This window comes from Clostridium sp. BL-8 (genome assembly GCF_002006495.1).
Lineage (GTDB): Bacteria > Bacillota > Clostridia > Clostridiales > Clostridiaceae > Clostridium.
Map to the genome: position 1 here is coordinate 1 of NZ_LZZL01000093.1, position 18839 is coordinate 18839.

The 18839-nt window shown below is 29.7% G+C and carries 17 protein-coding genes; all 17 read left to right on the forward strand.

Annotation, left to right across the window (positions count from 1 at the left end; genetic code table 11):
- Positions 1-140: 140 nt before the first annotated feature.
- Entirely contained in the window at positions 141-734 is a 594-nt protein-coding gene (locus CLOBL_RS22890; protein WP_077861140.1) for a C40 family peptidase, read from the forward strand.
- Between the two features lie 447 nt (positions 735-1181).
- Entirely contained in the window at positions 1182-1838 is a 657-nt protein-coding gene (locus tag CLOBL_RS22895) for an SPOR domain-containing protein (RefSeq protein ID WP_077861141.1), read from the forward strand.
- A gap of 490 nt (positions 1839-2328) precedes the next feature.
- Positions 2329-2895 carry a Maf-like protein gene (locus CLOBL_RS22900; RefSeq protein ID WP_077861142.1) on the forward strand — a complete coding sequence of 189 codons (567 nt, stop codon included), beginning with the start codon at positions 2329-2331 and terminating at the stop codon, positions 2893-2895.
- 49 nt (positions 2896-2944) lie between these two features.
- Complete coding sequence (radC, locus tag CLOBL_RS22905) at positions 2945-3634, forward strand: DNA repair protein RadC (protein WP_077861143.1); 690 nt, start codon at positions 2945-2947, stop codon at positions 3632-3634.
- A gap of 21 nt (positions 3635-3655) precedes the next feature.
- A complete protein-coding gene (locus CLOBL_RS22910; RefSeq protein WP_035301949.1) occupies positions 3656-4672 on the forward strand; it encodes a rod shape-determining protein in 1017 nt (338 codons plus the stop codon).
- A 3-nt stretch (positions 4673-4675) separates the two neighbouring features.
- A complete protein-coding gene (mreC, locus tag CLOBL_RS22915; RefSeq protein ID WP_077861144.1) occupies positions 4676-5524 on the forward strand; it encodes a rod shape-determining protein MreC in 849 nt (282 codons plus the stop codon).
- Between the two features lie 10 nt (positions 5525-5534).
- Complete coding sequence (gene mreD / locus CLOBL_RS22920) at positions 5535-6026, forward strand: rod shape-determining protein MreD (protein WP_077861145.1); 492 nt, start codon at positions 5535-5537, stop codon at positions 6024-6026.
- Complete coding sequence (locus tag CLOBL_RS22925; protein WP_077861146.1) at positions 6023-8995, forward strand: penicillin-binding transpeptidase domain-containing protein; 2973 nt, start codon at positions 6023-6025, stop codon at positions 8993-8995. Before mreD ends, CLOBL_RS22925 begins: the two co-directional genes overlap by 4 nt.
- A gap of 289 nt (positions 8996-9284) precedes the next feature.
- Positions 9285-9965, forward strand: coding sequence for a DNA/RNA nuclease SfsA (sfsA, locus tag CLOBL_RS22930; RefSeq protein ID WP_077861147.1), 681 nt, complete (start codon positions 9285-9287; stop codon positions 9963-9965).
- A 481-nt stretch (positions 9966-10446) separates the two neighbouring features.
- Positions 10447-11112 (forward strand): septum site-determining protein MinC, encoded by a 666-nt coding sequence (gene minC, locus CLOBL_RS22935; RefSeq protein ID WP_009172658.1) that lies wholly within the window; start codon positions 10447-10449, stop codon positions 11110-11112.
- A 20-nt stretch (positions 11113-11132) separates the two neighbouring features.
- Entirely contained in the window at positions 11133-11933 is an 801-nt protein-coding gene (gene minD, locus CLOBL_RS22940; RefSeq protein WP_009172657.1) for a septum site-determining protein MinD, read from the forward strand.
- 13 nt (positions 11934-11946) lie between these two features.
- Positions 11947-12216 (forward strand): cell division topological specificity factor MinE, encoded by a 270-nt coding sequence (gene minE / locus CLOBL_RS22945; protein ID WP_009172656.1) that lies wholly within the window; start codon positions 11947-11949, stop codon positions 12214-12216.
- A 456-nt stretch (positions 12217-12672) separates the two neighbouring features.
- Positions 12673-13806, forward strand: coding sequence for a rod shape-determining protein RodA (rodA, locus tag CLOBL_RS22950; RefSeq protein WP_077861148.1), 1134 nt, complete (start codon positions 12673-12675; stop codon positions 13804-13806).
- Between the two features lie 235 nt (positions 13807-14041).
- Positions 14042-14509 (forward strand): hypothetical protein, encoded by a 468-nt coding sequence (locus CLOBL_RS22955; RefSeq protein ID WP_077861149.1) that lies wholly within the window; start codon positions 14042-14044, stop codon positions 14507-14509.
- A gap of 104 nt (positions 14510-14613) precedes the next feature.
- Positions 14614-15480, forward strand: coding sequence for a M50 family metallopeptidase (locus CLOBL_RS22960; RefSeq protein WP_077861150.1), 867 nt, complete (start codon positions 14614-14616; stop codon positions 15478-15480).
- 87 nt (positions 15481-15567) lie between these two features.
- Positions 15568-16173 (forward strand): zinc dependent phospholipase C family protein, encoded by a 606-nt coding sequence (locus CLOBL_RS22965; RefSeq protein WP_077861151.1) that lies wholly within the window; start codon positions 15568-15570, stop codon positions 16171-16173.
- Positions 16174-16471: 298 nt separating this feature from the next.
- On the forward strand, positions 16472-18556 hold the full coding sequence (locus CLOBL_RS22970; RefSeq protein ID WP_077861152.1) for a YcdB/YcdC domain-containing protein: 2085 nt from the start codon (positions 16472-16474) through the stop codon (positions 18554-18556).
- The last annotated feature ends 283 nt before the right edge of the window (positions 18557-18839 follow it).

The window sequence follows — 18839 nt, forward strand, 5'->3', positions numbered from 1 at the left end:
TTTTCATCAGGCAAGGAGGTAAATTGACCTCATAGCGGGTCTATTAGGTCAATTTACCGACGTAGGATGATGGAAAATAGGCTGGCAAATGGATTTGTTATTTATTTGATTGTGCCTTAGTTAATGGAGAGGGAATAGAGATGAAAGATAAGAAAACTATGTTTACAAGATGCATAATTGCAACTTTTATTTTTTTAGGAGTTTGCTTTATTAACACTCAAAATGCTAAAGCTGATATTACTATGACATCAAACAAAGGGATTGTCCTTAAGACAAGTGAACTTAAGACAACTAAAGTAATTAAGGCACCATCAGATGCAAAAGTAACCCAAGATGAAGGAGATAAAGTTTCAAGAGGGGCCATTAGTAAGGGAAGCGAAGTGGTTAACTACGCATATAAGTTTTTAGGAAAACCATATGTTTATGGAGCTGCTGGACCAAATGCATTTGATTGCTCAGGATTAACACAATATGTATATAACAGATTTGGAGTAGGTTTATCACGTACTACGTACAGTCAAGTAAATGAAGGTCAAAATGTTAAACGTAGTGATTTAAGGCCGGGAGATTTAGTATTTTTTAATACAGAAGGGTCGATGAGTCATGTTGGTATTTATATCGGAAATGGAGAATTTATACACGCGCCGAGAACAGGAAAACCTGTAATGGTAAGTTCATTATCTGATGGATATTATGCCGATAGATATGCAACGGCAAGAAGAATATTTAGTTAAGAATTAATAATAGATGAATGATGATTTAAAGATGAAATCATTAATAAAAATTTCTAAAATTATATTTAGATTAAGAAAAGCCTAAGGCTTTTCAGCATAAATTGTATATTGAAAAGTGGCTTAGCCACTTTTTTTATTTAACATAATTCATATATGTGTAACTCATAGAATAAATATATCATAAGAAAGCAGTTAATGGTTAAAGATAAAATTCGAAGAGAAAGTTAAAGAAATAAAATAGTTAAACATAATCTATAGTGATTTGCTGTGGAAGCCAAAGTAAACAGATATAAAATTTTGACTGTATTTTTACTTTCTCTCATATGCTTAATAATTTAAAAAATGTATTTTTGAAAAGCCTGAAAGACTTTTCTCCATAAACTGTTAACTGTAAATTGCCCACAGGGTACCCTAAAGGGCATAAACTGATTAAGTGGGGGTGGAACTATGAGATACACAAGATATGAATATAAAAAATCAAGTAAAGTAAAATTTTTATTTAGTGTTGTGGTTATTGTGGGAATATCAATAAGCGGCGGACTATATGCCAGCAATGTCATTTTTCGGGGAAAAGAAATGCATGACATTAGTAGCAGCAGCAATTCAGGTTATTCAAATGAACTTCCTAAGATTATAGTGCTGCAATGTGGCTACTACTCAAAAGAAGAAAATGCAAAAGAATCATTAACTGCATTAGCTAAATATTGTGAACCTTTCATAGTAGAAGATGACGGAATGTACAGGGTGTTAGCAGGAATGTATAACGAAGATGATGGCCTTAAAAAAATGCAGGAATTTAAATCAAATAATATTGATGTTACTAAAATTAATTTAAATATTCCCTATGATAGCTCAGAAAATAAAAAAATAGTGGAAATCGTTAATGGATTTTTAACAATTATAAATAAACTTCAGGATAATGAAGTTAAGAGTATAAAAACTACAGAATTTAAAGCGTGGACGGATAAAATTATAAAGGATGGAGATAATAATTCTAAAAAAATAAATGATTTGGGAAATTATGTAGAAAATTTACCTGATGAAATAAATAAATCGAATAGTAATACAAATATTCAAGAATTATACAAATTAATAAAAAACTAAGAATTTGATTAATAATTATTACAACAAAATTACATTTATATAAAAAAAGTCAGAAGTTAGTATAACAGACTTGTTTAAGAGCATCTTAAATGATAAACTATAAGGTATAAAGATGATATAGATAAGCAAAATAAAATTTGTTACTTTTCACTAATAAAATTTATTGTGATGTATAAGTGGAATTTTAAGATTGTTTATCTAATGTATTATTTTTGTACCTTTAAAATTAAGTAATTTTCAAGCTAAAAATTAATATGTCTATAATATGTATTATTTGTCAATGATGTATATTATACACACTTAGAAAAATAACAGACCAGCAAGATTGAATGACTATTTTGCGACATACTGGATAGACAAGTGCTGTTAATAGATTATTGTAACTATTAACAAATATATCTTCCTGTCTGACACAAGGTATATGAAATATCGTGAACTGTTATTTTCTTAATGTGCGTAGATTTCTTTGTTTTAGGATGTGAATGAATATATGAGAGTGATATTAGCTTCTGCTTCAGAAAGAAGAGTAGAACTTTTAAGTAGATTAATTAAAGAATTTGATATAATAGTCAGCGACTTTAATGAAGATAAAGTTCTTTTTAAAGGGTCTATAGATGAATATGTTAAAGAGATAGCACTCGGGAAAGCTATGAATGCTCGAAAGAAATTATGTACTGATGCAATAATAATATCAGCAGATACTATAGTAACATTAGATAACGAGATTCTTGGAAAGCCGAAGGATGAAGAAGATGCTTTCCGTATGCTTAAGTCTCTTCAAGGCAGGAAACATTTGGTTTACTCGGGAGTTGCTGTCATGAATACAGCTACAAATGTAATTAGGCAGGAAAGCCTAGCTACAGAAGTGGTTTTCTCTAAAATAAGTGATGAAGAAATATTAGAGTACATAAAAACAGGTGAGCCTTTAGATAAAGCAGGAGCTTATGGGATTCAAGGTATTGGAGGAATCTTCGTTAAGGAGATAAAGGGATGTTATTATAATGTTGTTGGACTTCCATTGAACAAATTAAAAGCTATATTAGAAGAAGTGCAATAATTAATTATTATGGAATAGGGGTATCATATTATGTGGAGGTAATATTTCAATGAAAAATAACCTTAAAATTAAGGATATGCCACAAGATGAAAGACCTAAAGAAAAATTATTAGCTTGCGGAGCAGAGAGCTTGAGTAATTCGGAGTTACTAGCTATTATACTTAGGACAGGAACTAAAGGAGAAAATGTACTTCAGCTTAGTGGGAGACTTTTGTCAGAATTAGAAGGACTAGATGGTATTTTAAGTGCAAGTTTTAATGATATAATAAACATAAAAGGCATAAAAGAGGGAAAGGCTTCTCAACTTTTAGCAATTGCTGAACTTTTTAAAAGATTTAAAACATTAAAATCAATGAGAAGAGATATTAAAATAACTACGCCTAAAGATTTAGCAGATCTTCTAATGGGAGAAATGAATGAGCTAAATCAAGAAATTCTAAAGGTTATATTGTTAAGTACAAAGAATACAATTATTGGAGTCAAAGATATTTTTAAAGGTAGTTTAAACACTTCGGTTGTTCATCCAAGGGAGATATATAAGGAAGCAATAAATAAAAACAGTGCTTCTATAATTATATGTCATAATCATCCGTCAGGCGATCCAACGCCTAGTAAGGAAGATATAAATATTACATTAAGAGTTAAAGAATGTGGAAATATTATAGGAATACAATTAATAGACCACATTATAATAGGAAATAATAAGTTTATTAGCCTTAAAGAAAGAGGACTAATATAAAAATTGGAAGGGGAAAAACGAATGGGATTTTTTGGATCAGGAAAAGATATGGGGATAGATTTAGGTACAGCAAACACCCTAGTATTTGTAAAAGGTAAAGGAATAGTTTTGAGAGAACCATCTGTTGTTGCAATGAATAACATGACAAAAAAGACATTAGCAGTTGGATCAGAAGCGAAGCTTATGATAGGTAGAACCCCTGGAAATATTGTAGCTATAAGACCATTGAAAGATGGTGTAATAGCAGATTTTGATACAGCTCAAACAATGATGAAGAGTTTAATAGAGAAAGTATCAACTAAGAATGCTTTTAAAAATCCAAGAATAATAGTATGTTATCCATCTGGAGTTACTGAAGTGGAGAAGAGAGCTATTGAAGAAGCAACAAAACTTTCAGGAGCTAGAGATGTTATTTTAATGGAAGAGCCTATGGCAGCAGCTATAGGAGCAGGACTTCCAGTAAGTGAACCTACAGGAAGTATGATAGTTGACATTGGTGGAGGTACTACAGAAGTTGCAATTATTTCTTTAGGTGGTATCGTAACTAGTAAATCACTTAGAATAGCTGGTGATGAATTAGATCAGTCAATAATATCATATATCAAAAAAGAGTTTAACCTAATGGTTGGAGAAAGAACTGCTGAACAAGTTAAGATGGAGATTGGGTCAGCGTATAGAACTTCAGATGAAGAAATGGTTATGGAGATCAAGGGAAGAGACATGATTACAGGTCTTCCTAAGATTGTTGAAATTTCAGAAACTCAAGTTAGAGAAGCATTAAAAGAACCTGTATATGCTATCATAGAATCAATTAAGACTACATTAGAAAAAACACCTCCAGAACTTGCAGCTGATATTATGGAAAAAGGAATAATGCTTGCAGGTGGTGGAGCTTATCTAAGAGGATTAGATACATTAATAAACAAAGAAACGAACATGCCTGTACATATTGCAGAGGCACCTCTTGATTGCGTAGTACTTGGAGCAGGGAAGGCACTAGAAGATTTTGATAAAATTAGTAGGGATCAAAGAGGTTAGTAGATGAAGCTTCTTAGAAATAAACTGGCAGTAACTATTATAGTGCTGTCAGTTAGCTTTTTAGGATTAATAGTATATTCTGCTAAAAGGGAAAATAGGAGTATTATTGAAAGTGGTGCCGGTAGTACTTTAAATCCTGTTCAAAGTATTCTATATAGCGGAACTAATAGAGTTAAGGAAACCTTAGATTTTTTCTTGAATTTCTCTGAAGTAAAGGCTCAAAATAAAGAGCTGACAGATCAGAATGCAGAGCTTGAAAATGAATTGAGTTCTTATGCAAATTTAAAAGAAGAAAATGATAGACTAAGGCAAGTCTTAAATTTTGAGCAAGAAAGAAATAATTACAACTACATAGCATGTAATATTAAAGGCTATAGTGGTGGAAATTTCTTGGACGGATACATTGTTGATAAAGGCAAAAATGATAATGTTCAAAAAGGTATGATTGTTATAGGAGCTGAAGGTTTAGTAGGGCAAGTGACAAGTGTAGATGATAGTACTTGCATAGTTCAATCGCTGCTTAATGAAAATATATCTGTAGGTGTTATGGTTCAAAGGACCAATGATGTTACTGGATATATAAAAGGTTTTAAAGATAAGCAAAACGGAAATTTAGCAAAGGTATATGATTTACCAATGGATTCTGATGTCAAAGAAGGAGATGTTATAACTACGTCTGGAGTTGGTATGCTTTATCCAAAGGATATTAGAATTGGAGAAGTAATCAGTGTGGAAGAAGATAATGTAAAAGTAATGAAAAATGCAGTAGTAAAACCATATGTGGATTTTAATAAATTACAGGAATTATTTATTGTATCTCCAAAAGATACAAAAGAAATTAAATACAATTAGAGGGTTTTAAATGGAAAAATTAATTATAATTTTAGTTTCTATAGGGTTAGTTATATTAGATAATTCATTAGTACCATTTTTTTCGATAAATGGTGCTTATCCTAGTTTATTATTTACATTTGCTATTGCTTATTCATTGGTTCTAGGAAAAGAAAAGTCAGTATTTATAGGAGTTGTAAGTGGAGTGCTTCAAGATATTTTCTTTTTTAATGGATTTGGAGTAAATTCTTTATTAAATTTATTGTTATGTTTTTTTGCGAGTCTCATCGGAGCAGCAATAATAAAACATAAGAGATTAATACCTGTGATTTCAATTTTTTTTATTACAATTTTGAAGTATATTGGAGTAGCCTTTATATTTTATTTATTAGGTATAAAAATACAGCTTTCAAGAAGTATTTTTATGGGTATATATAATGGAGCAGTAATGTTTTTTGTATATAAGTTAGTGATAAAAATTTATGATGACGAGTATTCAAAGCAAAGATGGAGGTTTAAATGATAGTAAATAAACCAACAAATAAAAAGAAAAAAAGAACTTCAAGATATACTGTTTTAACTATTATTATGGCATCTATATTTTCAATAATTATTTTTAGACTGATATATCTTCAGGTGTTTAATTATGAAGAATATAAAGATAAAGCTGATGTAACATCAACAAGATTTATAGCAGATACAGCTCCAAGAGGAAAAATATATGATGACAAAGGCAACACTTTAGCTACTAATATACAGACATATACTCTTACATATACAAAGACAGATGATGCAGAAAAGCAGTTTTATACAACAATGAAAGAGCTTTTCAAGATATTAGACGAAAACGGAGAGAAGATTCAAGATACATTATCATTAAAGATTGATGATAATAATAATATATATTTTGATTATAAAACGAGTGATAAAGAATCACAAAATGTGGAAGAATTGAGATTTAAAAAAGATAGAGGTCTAAATGATATATTAAAAAATAAGGATAAAGATTTAAAAGATGTTGAAGAATTATCTGATGAACAAAGTGCCGAGCTTGATAAAAAGCTTTTACAGCTCACACCAGAAGATTCATTTTATGCTTTAGTAAGAGAGTATGGGTTAATTGGACTTGTCGATCCAGATTATGCATCATCAAAAGATAAGAAAAAGATATATGATAATATGACCGATAAGGAACTGACTGATGAGATTATAAAGCAGGGATATTCTTTAAATGACATTAGAAAATTTATGGTCATAAAAGATTTAATAAAGATGCAAAGTTTTAAAGGATATAAATCAGTAACTATTGCAGGAAATATCAAAAAAGATACAGCGTTAATAGTCATGCAGAAGAATTATGATTTACCTGGAATAAATGTAAGTTCGGCACCAATAAGATCATATCCATATAATAATTTAGCATCTTCGGTTTTAGGATATGTATCCTCAATTAATGATACGCAAAAATCAACCTATGAACTTAAGGGATATGATGTTTCATCGGATTTAGTTGGGAAATCTGGAATAGAAGCTGCTTTTGAGGATCAATTAAAAGGCGTTAAGGGTGGAACTACAGTTAAGGTTAACTCCCAAGGTTCTGTTACTCAAAAGTTATTTGAACTTCAATCATATCCAGGAGACGATGTACATCTTACCATAGACAGAGATATTCAATATGCAGCAGAGCAGGCCTTAGCTGATAAAATTGCTGATCTGCAGGCTAATGGCAGAGATGATAAAGGAAATAGGCTTGCAAATGCAACTAGAGGTGCTTTGGTAGCAGTTGAAGTCAAAACTGGAAGGGTATTAGCTTTGACAAGTTATCCTAATTATAATCCTAATTTATTTACAGTTCCAGGGCAATTAACCTCTGAACAGTATAAGGATTATTTTAATCCTGATCTAGAGAAATTTGGACAGGAATTTATTAAAAGAATGGGACTTAATAAAACTGTTGATGATTTATTTCCAGTAAGAAATGATGGAACTAGATGGGATAAATATGACTTATATCCAAAAGCAACGTTTAATTATGCTACTCAGGCACTAATTCCACCAGGTTCAACATTTAAGCCTCTTACAGCTGTAGCTGGTTTAGAATCTGGAGTAATAACTCCTGATACAATGATAGATGATGTAGGAAAATTTAATATTCATCCAGAGATTTTTGGTAAAGCTTTTGGTCCAGGAGGACTAGATGCTCCGCAAGGAAATATAAATTTAACAACAGCCATAGCAAAATCTATTAACTTCTATTTTTATGAAACTGCGACCAGAATGTATATACAGGCAGGAGGCAAAGCTAATAATGTTGAGGCACTAAATTCTATTGCTAAATATGCTTGGCAGTTTGGAATGGGAGTTGATCCGAATAGTAATACAAAGAAGTCAACAGGAATAGAAATAGGAGAAAGCTTCGGTGAGACTTATAATTTTACTGACAATAAAAAGTTAGTTTTATCAATGTCTACAGACAATATAATTGCTTTTTTAAGTAGCGGTCAATATAATGGAGTGTCCTTTATTCCAATTGATATAAAGGATTCTGATAATGATAGTGATGCACTTAAAGCAGCTAAGCAGGCAATTAAAAGTAAAGTTAAAGATGCTATAGATAAAGATTCTGATAATCCTCAAGCAGTAGGCCATGATGCCTTTGCAAAGGATATTAAAAAAGATGTTTTAGACTTTATGAATAATTCTGATGAATATAAAGCAAGTATATCTGGAAGAAATGTAAATATTGATTCTCAGGCTGGAATAATTGCAGAGGAATTAGCTCAGTTTGCAACTAATGATACACCAGGACAAGTAAGATCACCAGGTTCACTTGTTTCAGCATCAATAGGTCAGGGTATGAATAACTTTACTCCATTGCAATTAGTATCATACATATCAACTCTTGCAAATGGAGGAACAAGATATAAGATTCATTTAGTAGATAAAGTTACAGATGGTGATGGAAATGTGGTTCAAGAGTTTAAACCGGAAGTTTTAAATACAGTTAAAATGTCAAAAGAAACTCAAGAAGCTGTTAAACAGGGAATGACAGCTGTTAACCAGGAAGCAGATGGTACAGGTAGTTCTACATTTCTAGGATATCCAATACCGACAGCTGGTAAGACTGGTACAGCCGATTTTGATCCTGATCATCAATTGGAGATAGGAAGAGAACCTTTCGCAACATACGTCAGTTTTGCTCCAGCAAATGACCCACAGATAGCTGTGGCAGCAGTAGTATTCGATGGAGGTCATGGTAGTAATATTGCATCAGTAGTAAAGGCAGTTTATGATTCTTATTTTAAGGATCAATTACAAAATGATACACAGTATACTTCATCATCGGATACGTGGAAAAAATATGTTTTAGGTAATCCGTATAATCAAAATGCAGATGCTTCACAAACAGCAGCAAATAATACTAGTAATAATAATAGTAACAATAGTAACACTGCAGCAACTCAAGATAAAGTTGCAGCTAAAAAGGATTAAGGTACAATTAAAAAATAAATTATATATATTTTAATTAAGTTGATTTTCTCTATTAGGGTATACAATAATAAATGTTGTATAATAAAACCTAATAGAGATTTTTTTGCTTAAGGAACAATCAAATAAATAACAAGTCCATTTGTTAACCCATTTTCCGCTATGCTGTGGCGGTAAATTCACTTAATAGCCTCATATGAGGGCAATTTCTCTCATTGACTGATGAAAAAATATTCATGGCAGCTTTGGATTTGTTATTTATACTCATGTACCTTAATTTATGGAGGATAATATGAAATATAATAATATATTAGAAGGTAAATTTATATCAAGGCCTAATAGATTTATAGCACATATAGAAGTTAATAATAAGATAGAAATTTGTCATGTTAAAAATACAGGAAGATGTAAAGAATTATTAACTCCGAGTGCTAAAGTATTTGTTCAGGAAAGTAATAATCCTAAAAGAAAGACTAAATTTTCGCTTATAGGAGTTATAAAAGAAAATAGAATGATTAATATGGATTCGCAAGTACCTAATAAGGTCGCTTTGGAATGGCTTTCAAAAGGAAACTTATTTAAAGAAATTACTCTAATAAGGCCAGAAACTAAATATAAAAATTCGAGATTTGATTTTTATGTTGAAACAAAGAATAAAAAAGCATTCATAGAAGTAAAAGGGGTAACCTTGGAGGAAGATGGGGTTGTGAGGTTTCCAGATGCACCTACTGAAAGAGGTGTTAAACATGTTAATGAACTTTGTGAATGTATACAAGATGGATATGATGCTTATATACTATTTGTAATACAAATGAAGGATGTTTTATATTTTGAACCAAATGTGAAAATGCATAAAGAATTTGCTGAAGCATTAAAAAAAGCGAAAGAATGCGGTGTTAATATATTAGCAGTTGATTGTGAAGTTACAGAAGATAGTATTAATATAAGCGATTATGTTAAGGTTGTAATATAATGCATAATCAAAAAAATAATAGGCCAAAAGTTTCATGCTTCTGGTCTATTATTCTTTTGATTATGCCTAAGGCACGTGAAAGAAAATAACAAGTCCAAAATGCCATGCATATTTTTCATCAGGCAAGGAGGCGGATTGTGCTCATAGCCGAGCCTATTAGTACGATCAGCCGACGCAGGATGATGGAAAATAGGCTAGCAGATGGACTTATTATTTTTTGGATTGTGCCTAAATAATTCTGAATAATGAACGATAATTTGAAAGAGAGATATTTATAAAATATACATTATACAAAGTTTCAGACTTATATCCTTTAATTTGCCAGTAATTATGATTTTTTTATAAATTATTACAAAATTTAATGAAAAATCATTGAAAGAAATGTATGAAAATAGCTTGCATAATGTTATAATTTTATGTAGGTAGCCATTTTCAAAAGAATTTAACTATTTTAACCTGCAAAACTTATTGGAGGTCATTAATGTATAATAATGATGGTATTTTAATAAAAGGTAATAAAGATGGAATAAATACAACCATTAATATGGAGAAATTTTCTTGTTTTGACGATATGCTTTTAGTATTAGTAAAAAAGCTTTCTAAGGGAAAACACTTTTATAAAAACACAACATTAATTTTGAGAATAGCTTTAGAAGCTATTAACAAAAAGGAATTGGAAACTCTTAAAGAAACTTTGCTAACCAAAATAGAATTGAAGGATATCGTATTAGAAAATATAGAAAAAGAGTCTGAAATGGAACAAGTAAATAAAAAAGAAAGCAGAGTATTTTCAGGTGTATACGAAGGACGGTCTAAGTTTATACGAAAAACCGTTAGAGGTGGAGAATGTATAAATTATCAAGGAAATATAGTTATAATTGGTGACATAAATAGTGGAGCAGAAGTTTATGCAACAGGTAATGTAATTGTTTTAGGCAGGATAAGAGGTAAAGTAAGTGCAGGAGCTAATGGAAACACAAAAGCAGTAATTGCTGCATTTTCATTGCAGCCAGAGATATTAAAAATTGCAAATGTTATAGCAATGTCTCCAGATGATTCTGAAAAACCAAAATATCCGGAATTGGCAAGGATTAAGGATGGGTTAATAATAGTTGAACCGTATTTACCAAATAAATATATATATTAGAATGTCGGAGGGATTTTTTTATGGGAGTATCTATAGTGGTAACATCAGGTAAAGGTGGTGTTGGTAAAACTACAACTACAGCTAATATAGGAACTGCGTTAGCATCACTAGGTAAAAAAGTAGTTGTTATTGATGGTGATACAGGGCTTAGAAATTTAGATGTATTACTGGGTTTAGAAAATAGAATAGTATATACAATAATTGATGTAATAGAAGGAAGATGTCGATTAAAGCAAGGTCTTATAAAAGATAAAAGATTTCAAAACTTATGTCTTTTACCAACAGCTCAGACAAAAGATAAGGATGATATAAGTCCGCAGGAAATGCTTAAAATAGTAAATGAGCTGAAGGAAGAATTTGATTATGTACTAATAGATTCACCAGCAGGTATTGAGCAGGGATTTGAAAATGCAGTAATTGGTGCGGAAAAGGCGATTATAGTTGTAAATCCTGAAATAACATCCGTTAGAGATGCAGATAGAGTTATTGGTAAGCTCGATGCGAAGGGATTAGATGATCACTCAGTAATTATAAATAGATTAAATTATGAAATGACAAAGAATGGAGATATGCTTGATGTATCTGATATAATAGAAACTCTTTCAATAGAGTTATTAGGGGTAGTACCAGATGATAAGAATATAACTATTTCAACTAATAAAGGTGAACCAATTGTATTAGATGAAAATGCATTTGCAGGACAAGCATTTAAAAATATTGCAAGAAGGATCATGGGAGAAGAAGTTCCACTTATGAATTTACATATAGAAGAACATCAGGGCTTTTTAGGCTCCTTAAAGAAGCTATTTAAGCGCAATTAGGGGAGGATTAAAGATGGGTTTTTTTAAGAATTTAAACAATAAACCAACACCTAAAGAGGTTGCAAAGGATAGATTAAAGTTAATTCTTATACATGATAGAGGAGAAATTGCTCCAGAGATTATAGATAAAATAAGAGAAGAAATTTTGGAAGTAATCTCTAAGTATATTGATATACAAGTGGATGATGTTGAAATATCAGTAAATAAGAGCGGTGATGAAGAAGGTGAAAATACTTCTGCATTGATAGCAAGCATTCCTATCAAAAATGTAAGGGGAAGATAAGGCACAATCAAAATATAAGAGGCATTTATTTTAAGAAAGTTAAAGGATTAAGTCTTTCTAAAAATGCATCTTATATTTTTTTATAATTATTGAAGTAATAGAGATTTAAAAGAGTATAAAACTTAAAAAATTAACTAATAATATTATTCCTATGAAACTAATAAATATAATAAGTTATTTCATTAGAAACATTAAAAAATAATAAATAAATTCTTAAAATTATTACAAAATTATTATGATTCATTTAGTAGGTATAATTATTATGGAGAATGTAGTGATAATAATGTATAATTAAGATGAATTAAGTTACATAAAAATAATTCTTATTAAAACAAAGCTTTAAGGAGATTTATTACAATTTTAATCTTTTATTGTTAATGGTTAGAAATTTAGAAAGTTAAATAAGCTTTAAGCTCTGATTGTTAACAGGAATAAATATAATTAGGAGGTGAAAAATTGTTTAGAATATTAAAATTAGATGTAAGATTAATCAAAGAAATTGATAAAACTCTTTTGATTTCTTTAATTCTTTTAGTCTTATATGGCACGTTTAATATATATTTATGTACAAAAGGAATAGAGAATGGGCCAAATTTTGCAAAGCAGCAGTTGTCTTGGTTCTTATTATCACTTGTCGGCCTATATGTATTCATTTCAATAGATTATACAATATTGTTTAATTATGTACCAATATTTTATTGGGGGACAGTAGTGCTTCTTATATTAACAATGGTTCCTGGAATTGGAATTGTTGTTAATGGTGCGAGAGGATGGATTAGGCTTGGAGTAGGTAATATACAACCATCAGAATTTGCTAAGCTTGCAATTATACTTATGCTGGCTAAGAAATTAGATGACATGGATGGGAAAATAAATGATGTTAAGAATTTCTTTATATTAGCATTTTATTGTATAGTGCCAGTACTTTTTATCGTAATTCAGCCTGATATGGGAATGAGTATGGTGTGTTTCTTTATAGTTTTGGGAATATTTTATGCAGCTGGGTTTGATACAAAAATTATAGGTGGAGGATTAATGTCATTAGTGCTTGCAATAATATTGGTTTGGAACTCAGGGTTAATAGAGTCATACCAAAAAACTAGGTTTACAGCATTTTTAAACCCAGAGGTTGATGATGCAAGTACCTATCACTTAAATCAATCTCTAATCGCAATTGGTTCAGGAGGTATGTTTGGAAGTGAGCCATCATTAAGCAGTAATGTATCTTCAACTTATGCGGCGCAAAATGTACCTGAAGTACATACCGACTTTATATTTGCTGCAATTGCAGATCAATGGGGATTTTTGGGAGCAGCTTTATTATTACTGCTTTATGGATTACTCATATATAAGATGATAGCAATAGCACGGACTTCAAAAGATATTTTTGGATCAGTCATAGCTACGGGGATAGTTTCATATTTTCTATTTGCTATATTGCAGAATATAGGGATGACAATAGGACTATTACCAATCACAGGTATAACCTTACCACTTGTAAGTTATGGAGGGAGTTCTTTGCTTACAACCGTAATTACAGTTGGATTAGTGATAAATGTAGGGATGAGAAGGAAAAAGATTTACTTTTAGATCTTAATTAAAATTAAAAATAAGATTAATAATTCATTTACAAGACTATAAGATTTGGAAGGAATTTTATGGGTAAGTATTAAATTATTAATCTTATTTTTTTATAAGTTTCATAGCCTAAAACTAAGGCACAATCAAATAAATAGAAATTACAAATGCAAAGAGAAAAGTTATTTTCATAATTTTATTGTGCACAAAATATAATTAAATAATAATAAATTTAAAGGAGTGTTCTATGAGTAGTTATAGGTCGGCTTATGAAAATTATTATAAGAATATAAATAATGCTACAAAACAAAAAAGAGATAAAGGTAAATATTCAATCTGGACTGGGAAGAAAGACAGATCTATCAGACCAATATATGGCGGTAGTACAAATATTACAGGAACAAATTTTATAATAAAACGGATAATTAGTGAACTAACAGGAGCCACAATCTTATTATTATTTTTTGTTGCATTAAAGTATATTCCATCAGCTCAAATTGAGGAGATGCACATAAAATCCAAACAGGCTTTAAGCTATAATTTTAACTATGATCAATGCATAGATGCATTCAATACAATTCAAATGGGAAATGTAAAAGGAAAAGATCTTAAGATGGGCAATTTTACTACTGAAGACTTAAAAATAGAAAATTTAAAAGCAAGAGCATCAAGTTTTATTGAGTACTTAAAGAATAGTCAGGATATGCAAAATTGAATTATAAGATTAGGAATCTATTATCTTTTTCCATACACTTAATTATAACTGTCTGCGTGCATATCTTAAATCGTTTTTATATAGCAATATTATAGGGGTTGAAAATGAAAAAATGGTATATAGTATTGATTTTAGAATTATCAATATTAATGTGGCTTGGAGATTTTAAGAGTTATATTATTCTTAGTTTTCTATGGGTAATATTGCATGAATTTGCACACATAGTAGTTGCAAATAAATTTGGATGTAAATTTAATAATATTAATATTAGTATATTAGGTGCCAAAGCTGATTTGAATGATATTGATGAGTTAAATGAACGAAAAAAATTAGTATTATATTTAGCGGGGCCCTTTTTTAATCTTTTTATGACTGTTATTGCAGGCTTTTTTTATGAGTATTTTAAATATGAATTTATTAGAAATAGCATGATTATAAATCTATCTTTAGGTGCATTTAATTTATTACCGGCATATCCCTTAGACGGTGCAAGAGTGACTGAAATATTATTATCAAGAAAATTTTTATATAAAAAAGCAAAAAAAATTACTGAAACTTTTAGTTTTATTATTTCAGGAATAATGTTTGTAATATTTAGTATAATAATTTTATTACATAAAGTAAACATAAGTTTATTTCTTGCAGTTATATTGATCACATATGCAACATTTGTTGAGAGAGAAAAAACTATGTATATAATAATGGGGGATATGTTTAAGAAGATAAGAAGATTAAAAAAATATAACTATATAGAAAATAAATCTATTTCTGTCCATTATAAAAAGGGTTTAGTTAATGTATTAACTCTAGTTGATAAAAATAAGTTCAATACATTTTATGTTCTAAGTGATGATATGGAGTTAATGGGAATAATACATGAGGATGAACTTATAAGGGCATTAAAAGATCATGGAAATATAACCCTTGAAGAATATATGAAAATAAGAAAAGATGGTACTAAAAATAATTAGATTTGATTTAACAAAAAATAACATAAAGATAATAGCTATTTAACCTATCTTTTTTATAATTATATAAAAAGGGTGTGAGTTAGTAATATGGATACATTACTTCACGGCAAAATAGGATATATCTTGGGTAAGGAATTAATTAATAATGGGTATTTAGGTATTACTATTAAGTCTTTTATTTATGGAAATATGCTGCCTGATTTTAGCCCTAAATACAGAATGACTAAACATGAAAAAAGTGACGACTTTGATATTGTCTTAAAAATGATCGATGAACTAGCATATGATAAGATAAAAGTTAATGAAAATATTTCAATAAAATTAGGAATGCTAAGTCATTATTTATGTGATTTCTTTACATTTCCTCATAATGAGGCATTTAGAAAAAATATTATTTGCCATGAACTTTATGAGCAGGCACAAAGAATTTTATGGTGGGGAAAGCTATCTGAAGTTTGGAATGAATGCAGCAGAGAGATACAAATTAAACTGGAATCCAAGAGAGACATTATAAATTATATTGAAGACATGCATAGCATTTATAATAGAAATCCTGGTGATAAAAAAAGAGATATTATTTTTAGTAATATTTTAATAAGGGTTGTTTGCCCATCCATACTAAAAATCAGAGAGAGCCAAAGAGCTTTGAACTCTAATGAAATAGTTAATAAACTTCAAGTTAATATAATATAGCATTTACAAAAAGATAGAGTTAATAGTTGTAGATATCGCAATTATTAACTCTATCTTTTTATGCTTTAGGGTCAAGAAAACACCTGCAAATCTTATGATATTGATTTAAATAAATATAACAAATAATTGTAAGAAAATTTGTCTAAGAAAATTTTTTATAAAAAGTAATAATTAATGCAACATTTTCCTTTAGTAAATAGTATTAATAGTGAAGGAAAAATATATATGAGTTTTTAAAGTAATGCTGATATATATAATGTAAAATATAAATAAAGAAATATGAAGGTGGGTGTAATTTATGAAAAGGAAAGGAATTTTAAGCGGAATATTAACAATCTGCTTAATGCTATCAAGTATTTCTATTCCAGTTTTCGGAGCAGAAGAGGATAGTAAAGGTCTTGAGCAAGCAATCATTACAGCTAAAAATATTATAACTGTTCCAGATGATTATTCTGAGTTTACACATAATTTAAGCGAACAAGATACGGTTAATGGAAAAGTTAGAGTTTGGATGCTTAATTGGTCAGAAAAAGAAGGCAAAAATGGATATATATCTGCATCTGTTGGGGAAGATGGCTTCTTGTATAACTATAATAAATCAGTTAGTGATGAAAATTCTAATGGACTCGCAAAGGTTACAAAGGATGAAGCTAAAATAGAAGCAGAAAAGTTTTTAGATAAGGTAATTCCTTCATCTTCTGAGCAAATGAAAGCAATTAATAACAATAATACTGATTATTCAGGAGATGAATATAATTTTAGTTATCAGGAATTTGTAAATGAGGTTCCAGTGAATTTCGTTACTGTGAATGTTGGTGTAAATAAATATAGTGGCGAAGTTACGTCTTTCAGTGGGGAAAATCCAGAGATTAAAGGAATGGAATATCCAAGTTTAGATGGTGCTCTTAGTCAGGATGAAGCAGAGAAAGCTTATATGGACAAATTAGGAGTTAGCTTAAAATATTATTCTTATTATGATGATAAGCAAAAGAAAATGAATGTATTTGCAGGATATTCTATAGATAGTAATGAAAATAAGGCCATTGATGCAAAAACTGGACAAGTTCTAGAACCACTTAGAGATGGTCCAATATATGTTGATAAGGCAGATGGAGTAACAGCAGATGCTTCTCAAAATAGTCTGTTTAGAGGTGAACAGGCATTGACACAAGAAGAAATTGATGCAATTAATACTGTATCAAATCTTATTACTAAGGAAAAAGCAGAAAGTATTCTTAGGGAAGCGTCTGATATGATAACAGCTGATATGAAAGTTACGGATTCATCCTTAAATAAGAATTATATTAATGATGGGTACACCTGGAGAATCTCCTTTGACAAGGCCTATGGTGAAGTAGATGCTAAATCAGGAGAAGTAATTTCTCTACATCTTTATAATAACAATAATACAGCTAATCAAACTATATCAGAGACGTATGGAAAAACTATAGCAGAGAACTTTTTGCAAAAAATTACGCCTAATAAATATGCACAAACTAAATATGAAGATAGCAAAGACCCTATTATTTTGAAAATAAGAACTATTCAGCCAGAGGGAGATATTTTCTCTTTTAAATATGTACGTCAGGTAAATGGCATAGAATTTCAAGATAACTCATTACGAGTTGATGTTAATAAAACTAATGGTAAAGTTGTAGGATATGATAATAATTGGGATGATAATTTGTCATTCCCAGATGTCAGTCAAGCAATCAGCAAAGAAGCTGCATTCAATAAAATGAAAGACTTAGCTGGTTTTGGCTTAGAATATACCAAGGTAGATAAAGATAAGATAGGGCTTGTATATAATTTTAATAATAATGATAATTACATTGTTGATCCTATAAGTGGAATAAGATTAGATTTTACTGGACAGGCATATAAAGAAAATAAGTTACCAGAATACACAGACATAAAAGGACAATGGTGCGAAAAACCTGTAGAAGCTCTTTTAGATAATGGATATTATATTGATGGAGATAAATTTAATGCCAATATGGGTATTACCCAAATTAATTTCTTCAAATATATGTATTCACCTGTAAAAGATAATTATAATAGCGATGATGAATTTTATGATATGCTTATAAAAAATGGAGTAATTAAAAAGGAAGAAAAAGCTCCTAATTCTCCTGTTTCAAATCAAGAGGCAGCGAAATTCGTTATAAGGTACTTAGGGTATGATAATGTAGCTGTTCATCCTGAAATATTTAATAATCCATTTAAAGATAATATAGATGAAAAATATAAAGGATATGCGGCAATGAGTTATGCTCTTAATATAATTAAGGGTACAAATGGTAATTTTAACGGAACTCATGATATAAATAATGGTGAAGCAGCTGTTATTGTATATAACTTAATAAATGTAGGAAAAAAGTAAAAATAAATTCAGAAAAAATAAAGTATCAAATAAAAAGAGGATTTTCTATTTTCAAATTATATTGATTTGAGAGTTAGTCCTCTTTTTTATTTATCTATCACTTATGAAGAATATCTGTTGCAACTTTGGAATTGTTATTTATCTTATTTGCATTCCTAATTAATGGAAATTAATTTAGAATTTTGATTTTATGTTGTTATTATAAGATAGCAATGAATAAGATTATAATAAGGCACATGAAAATAAATAACAGTTCCAAGGTTGCCTTGAATATTTTTCATCA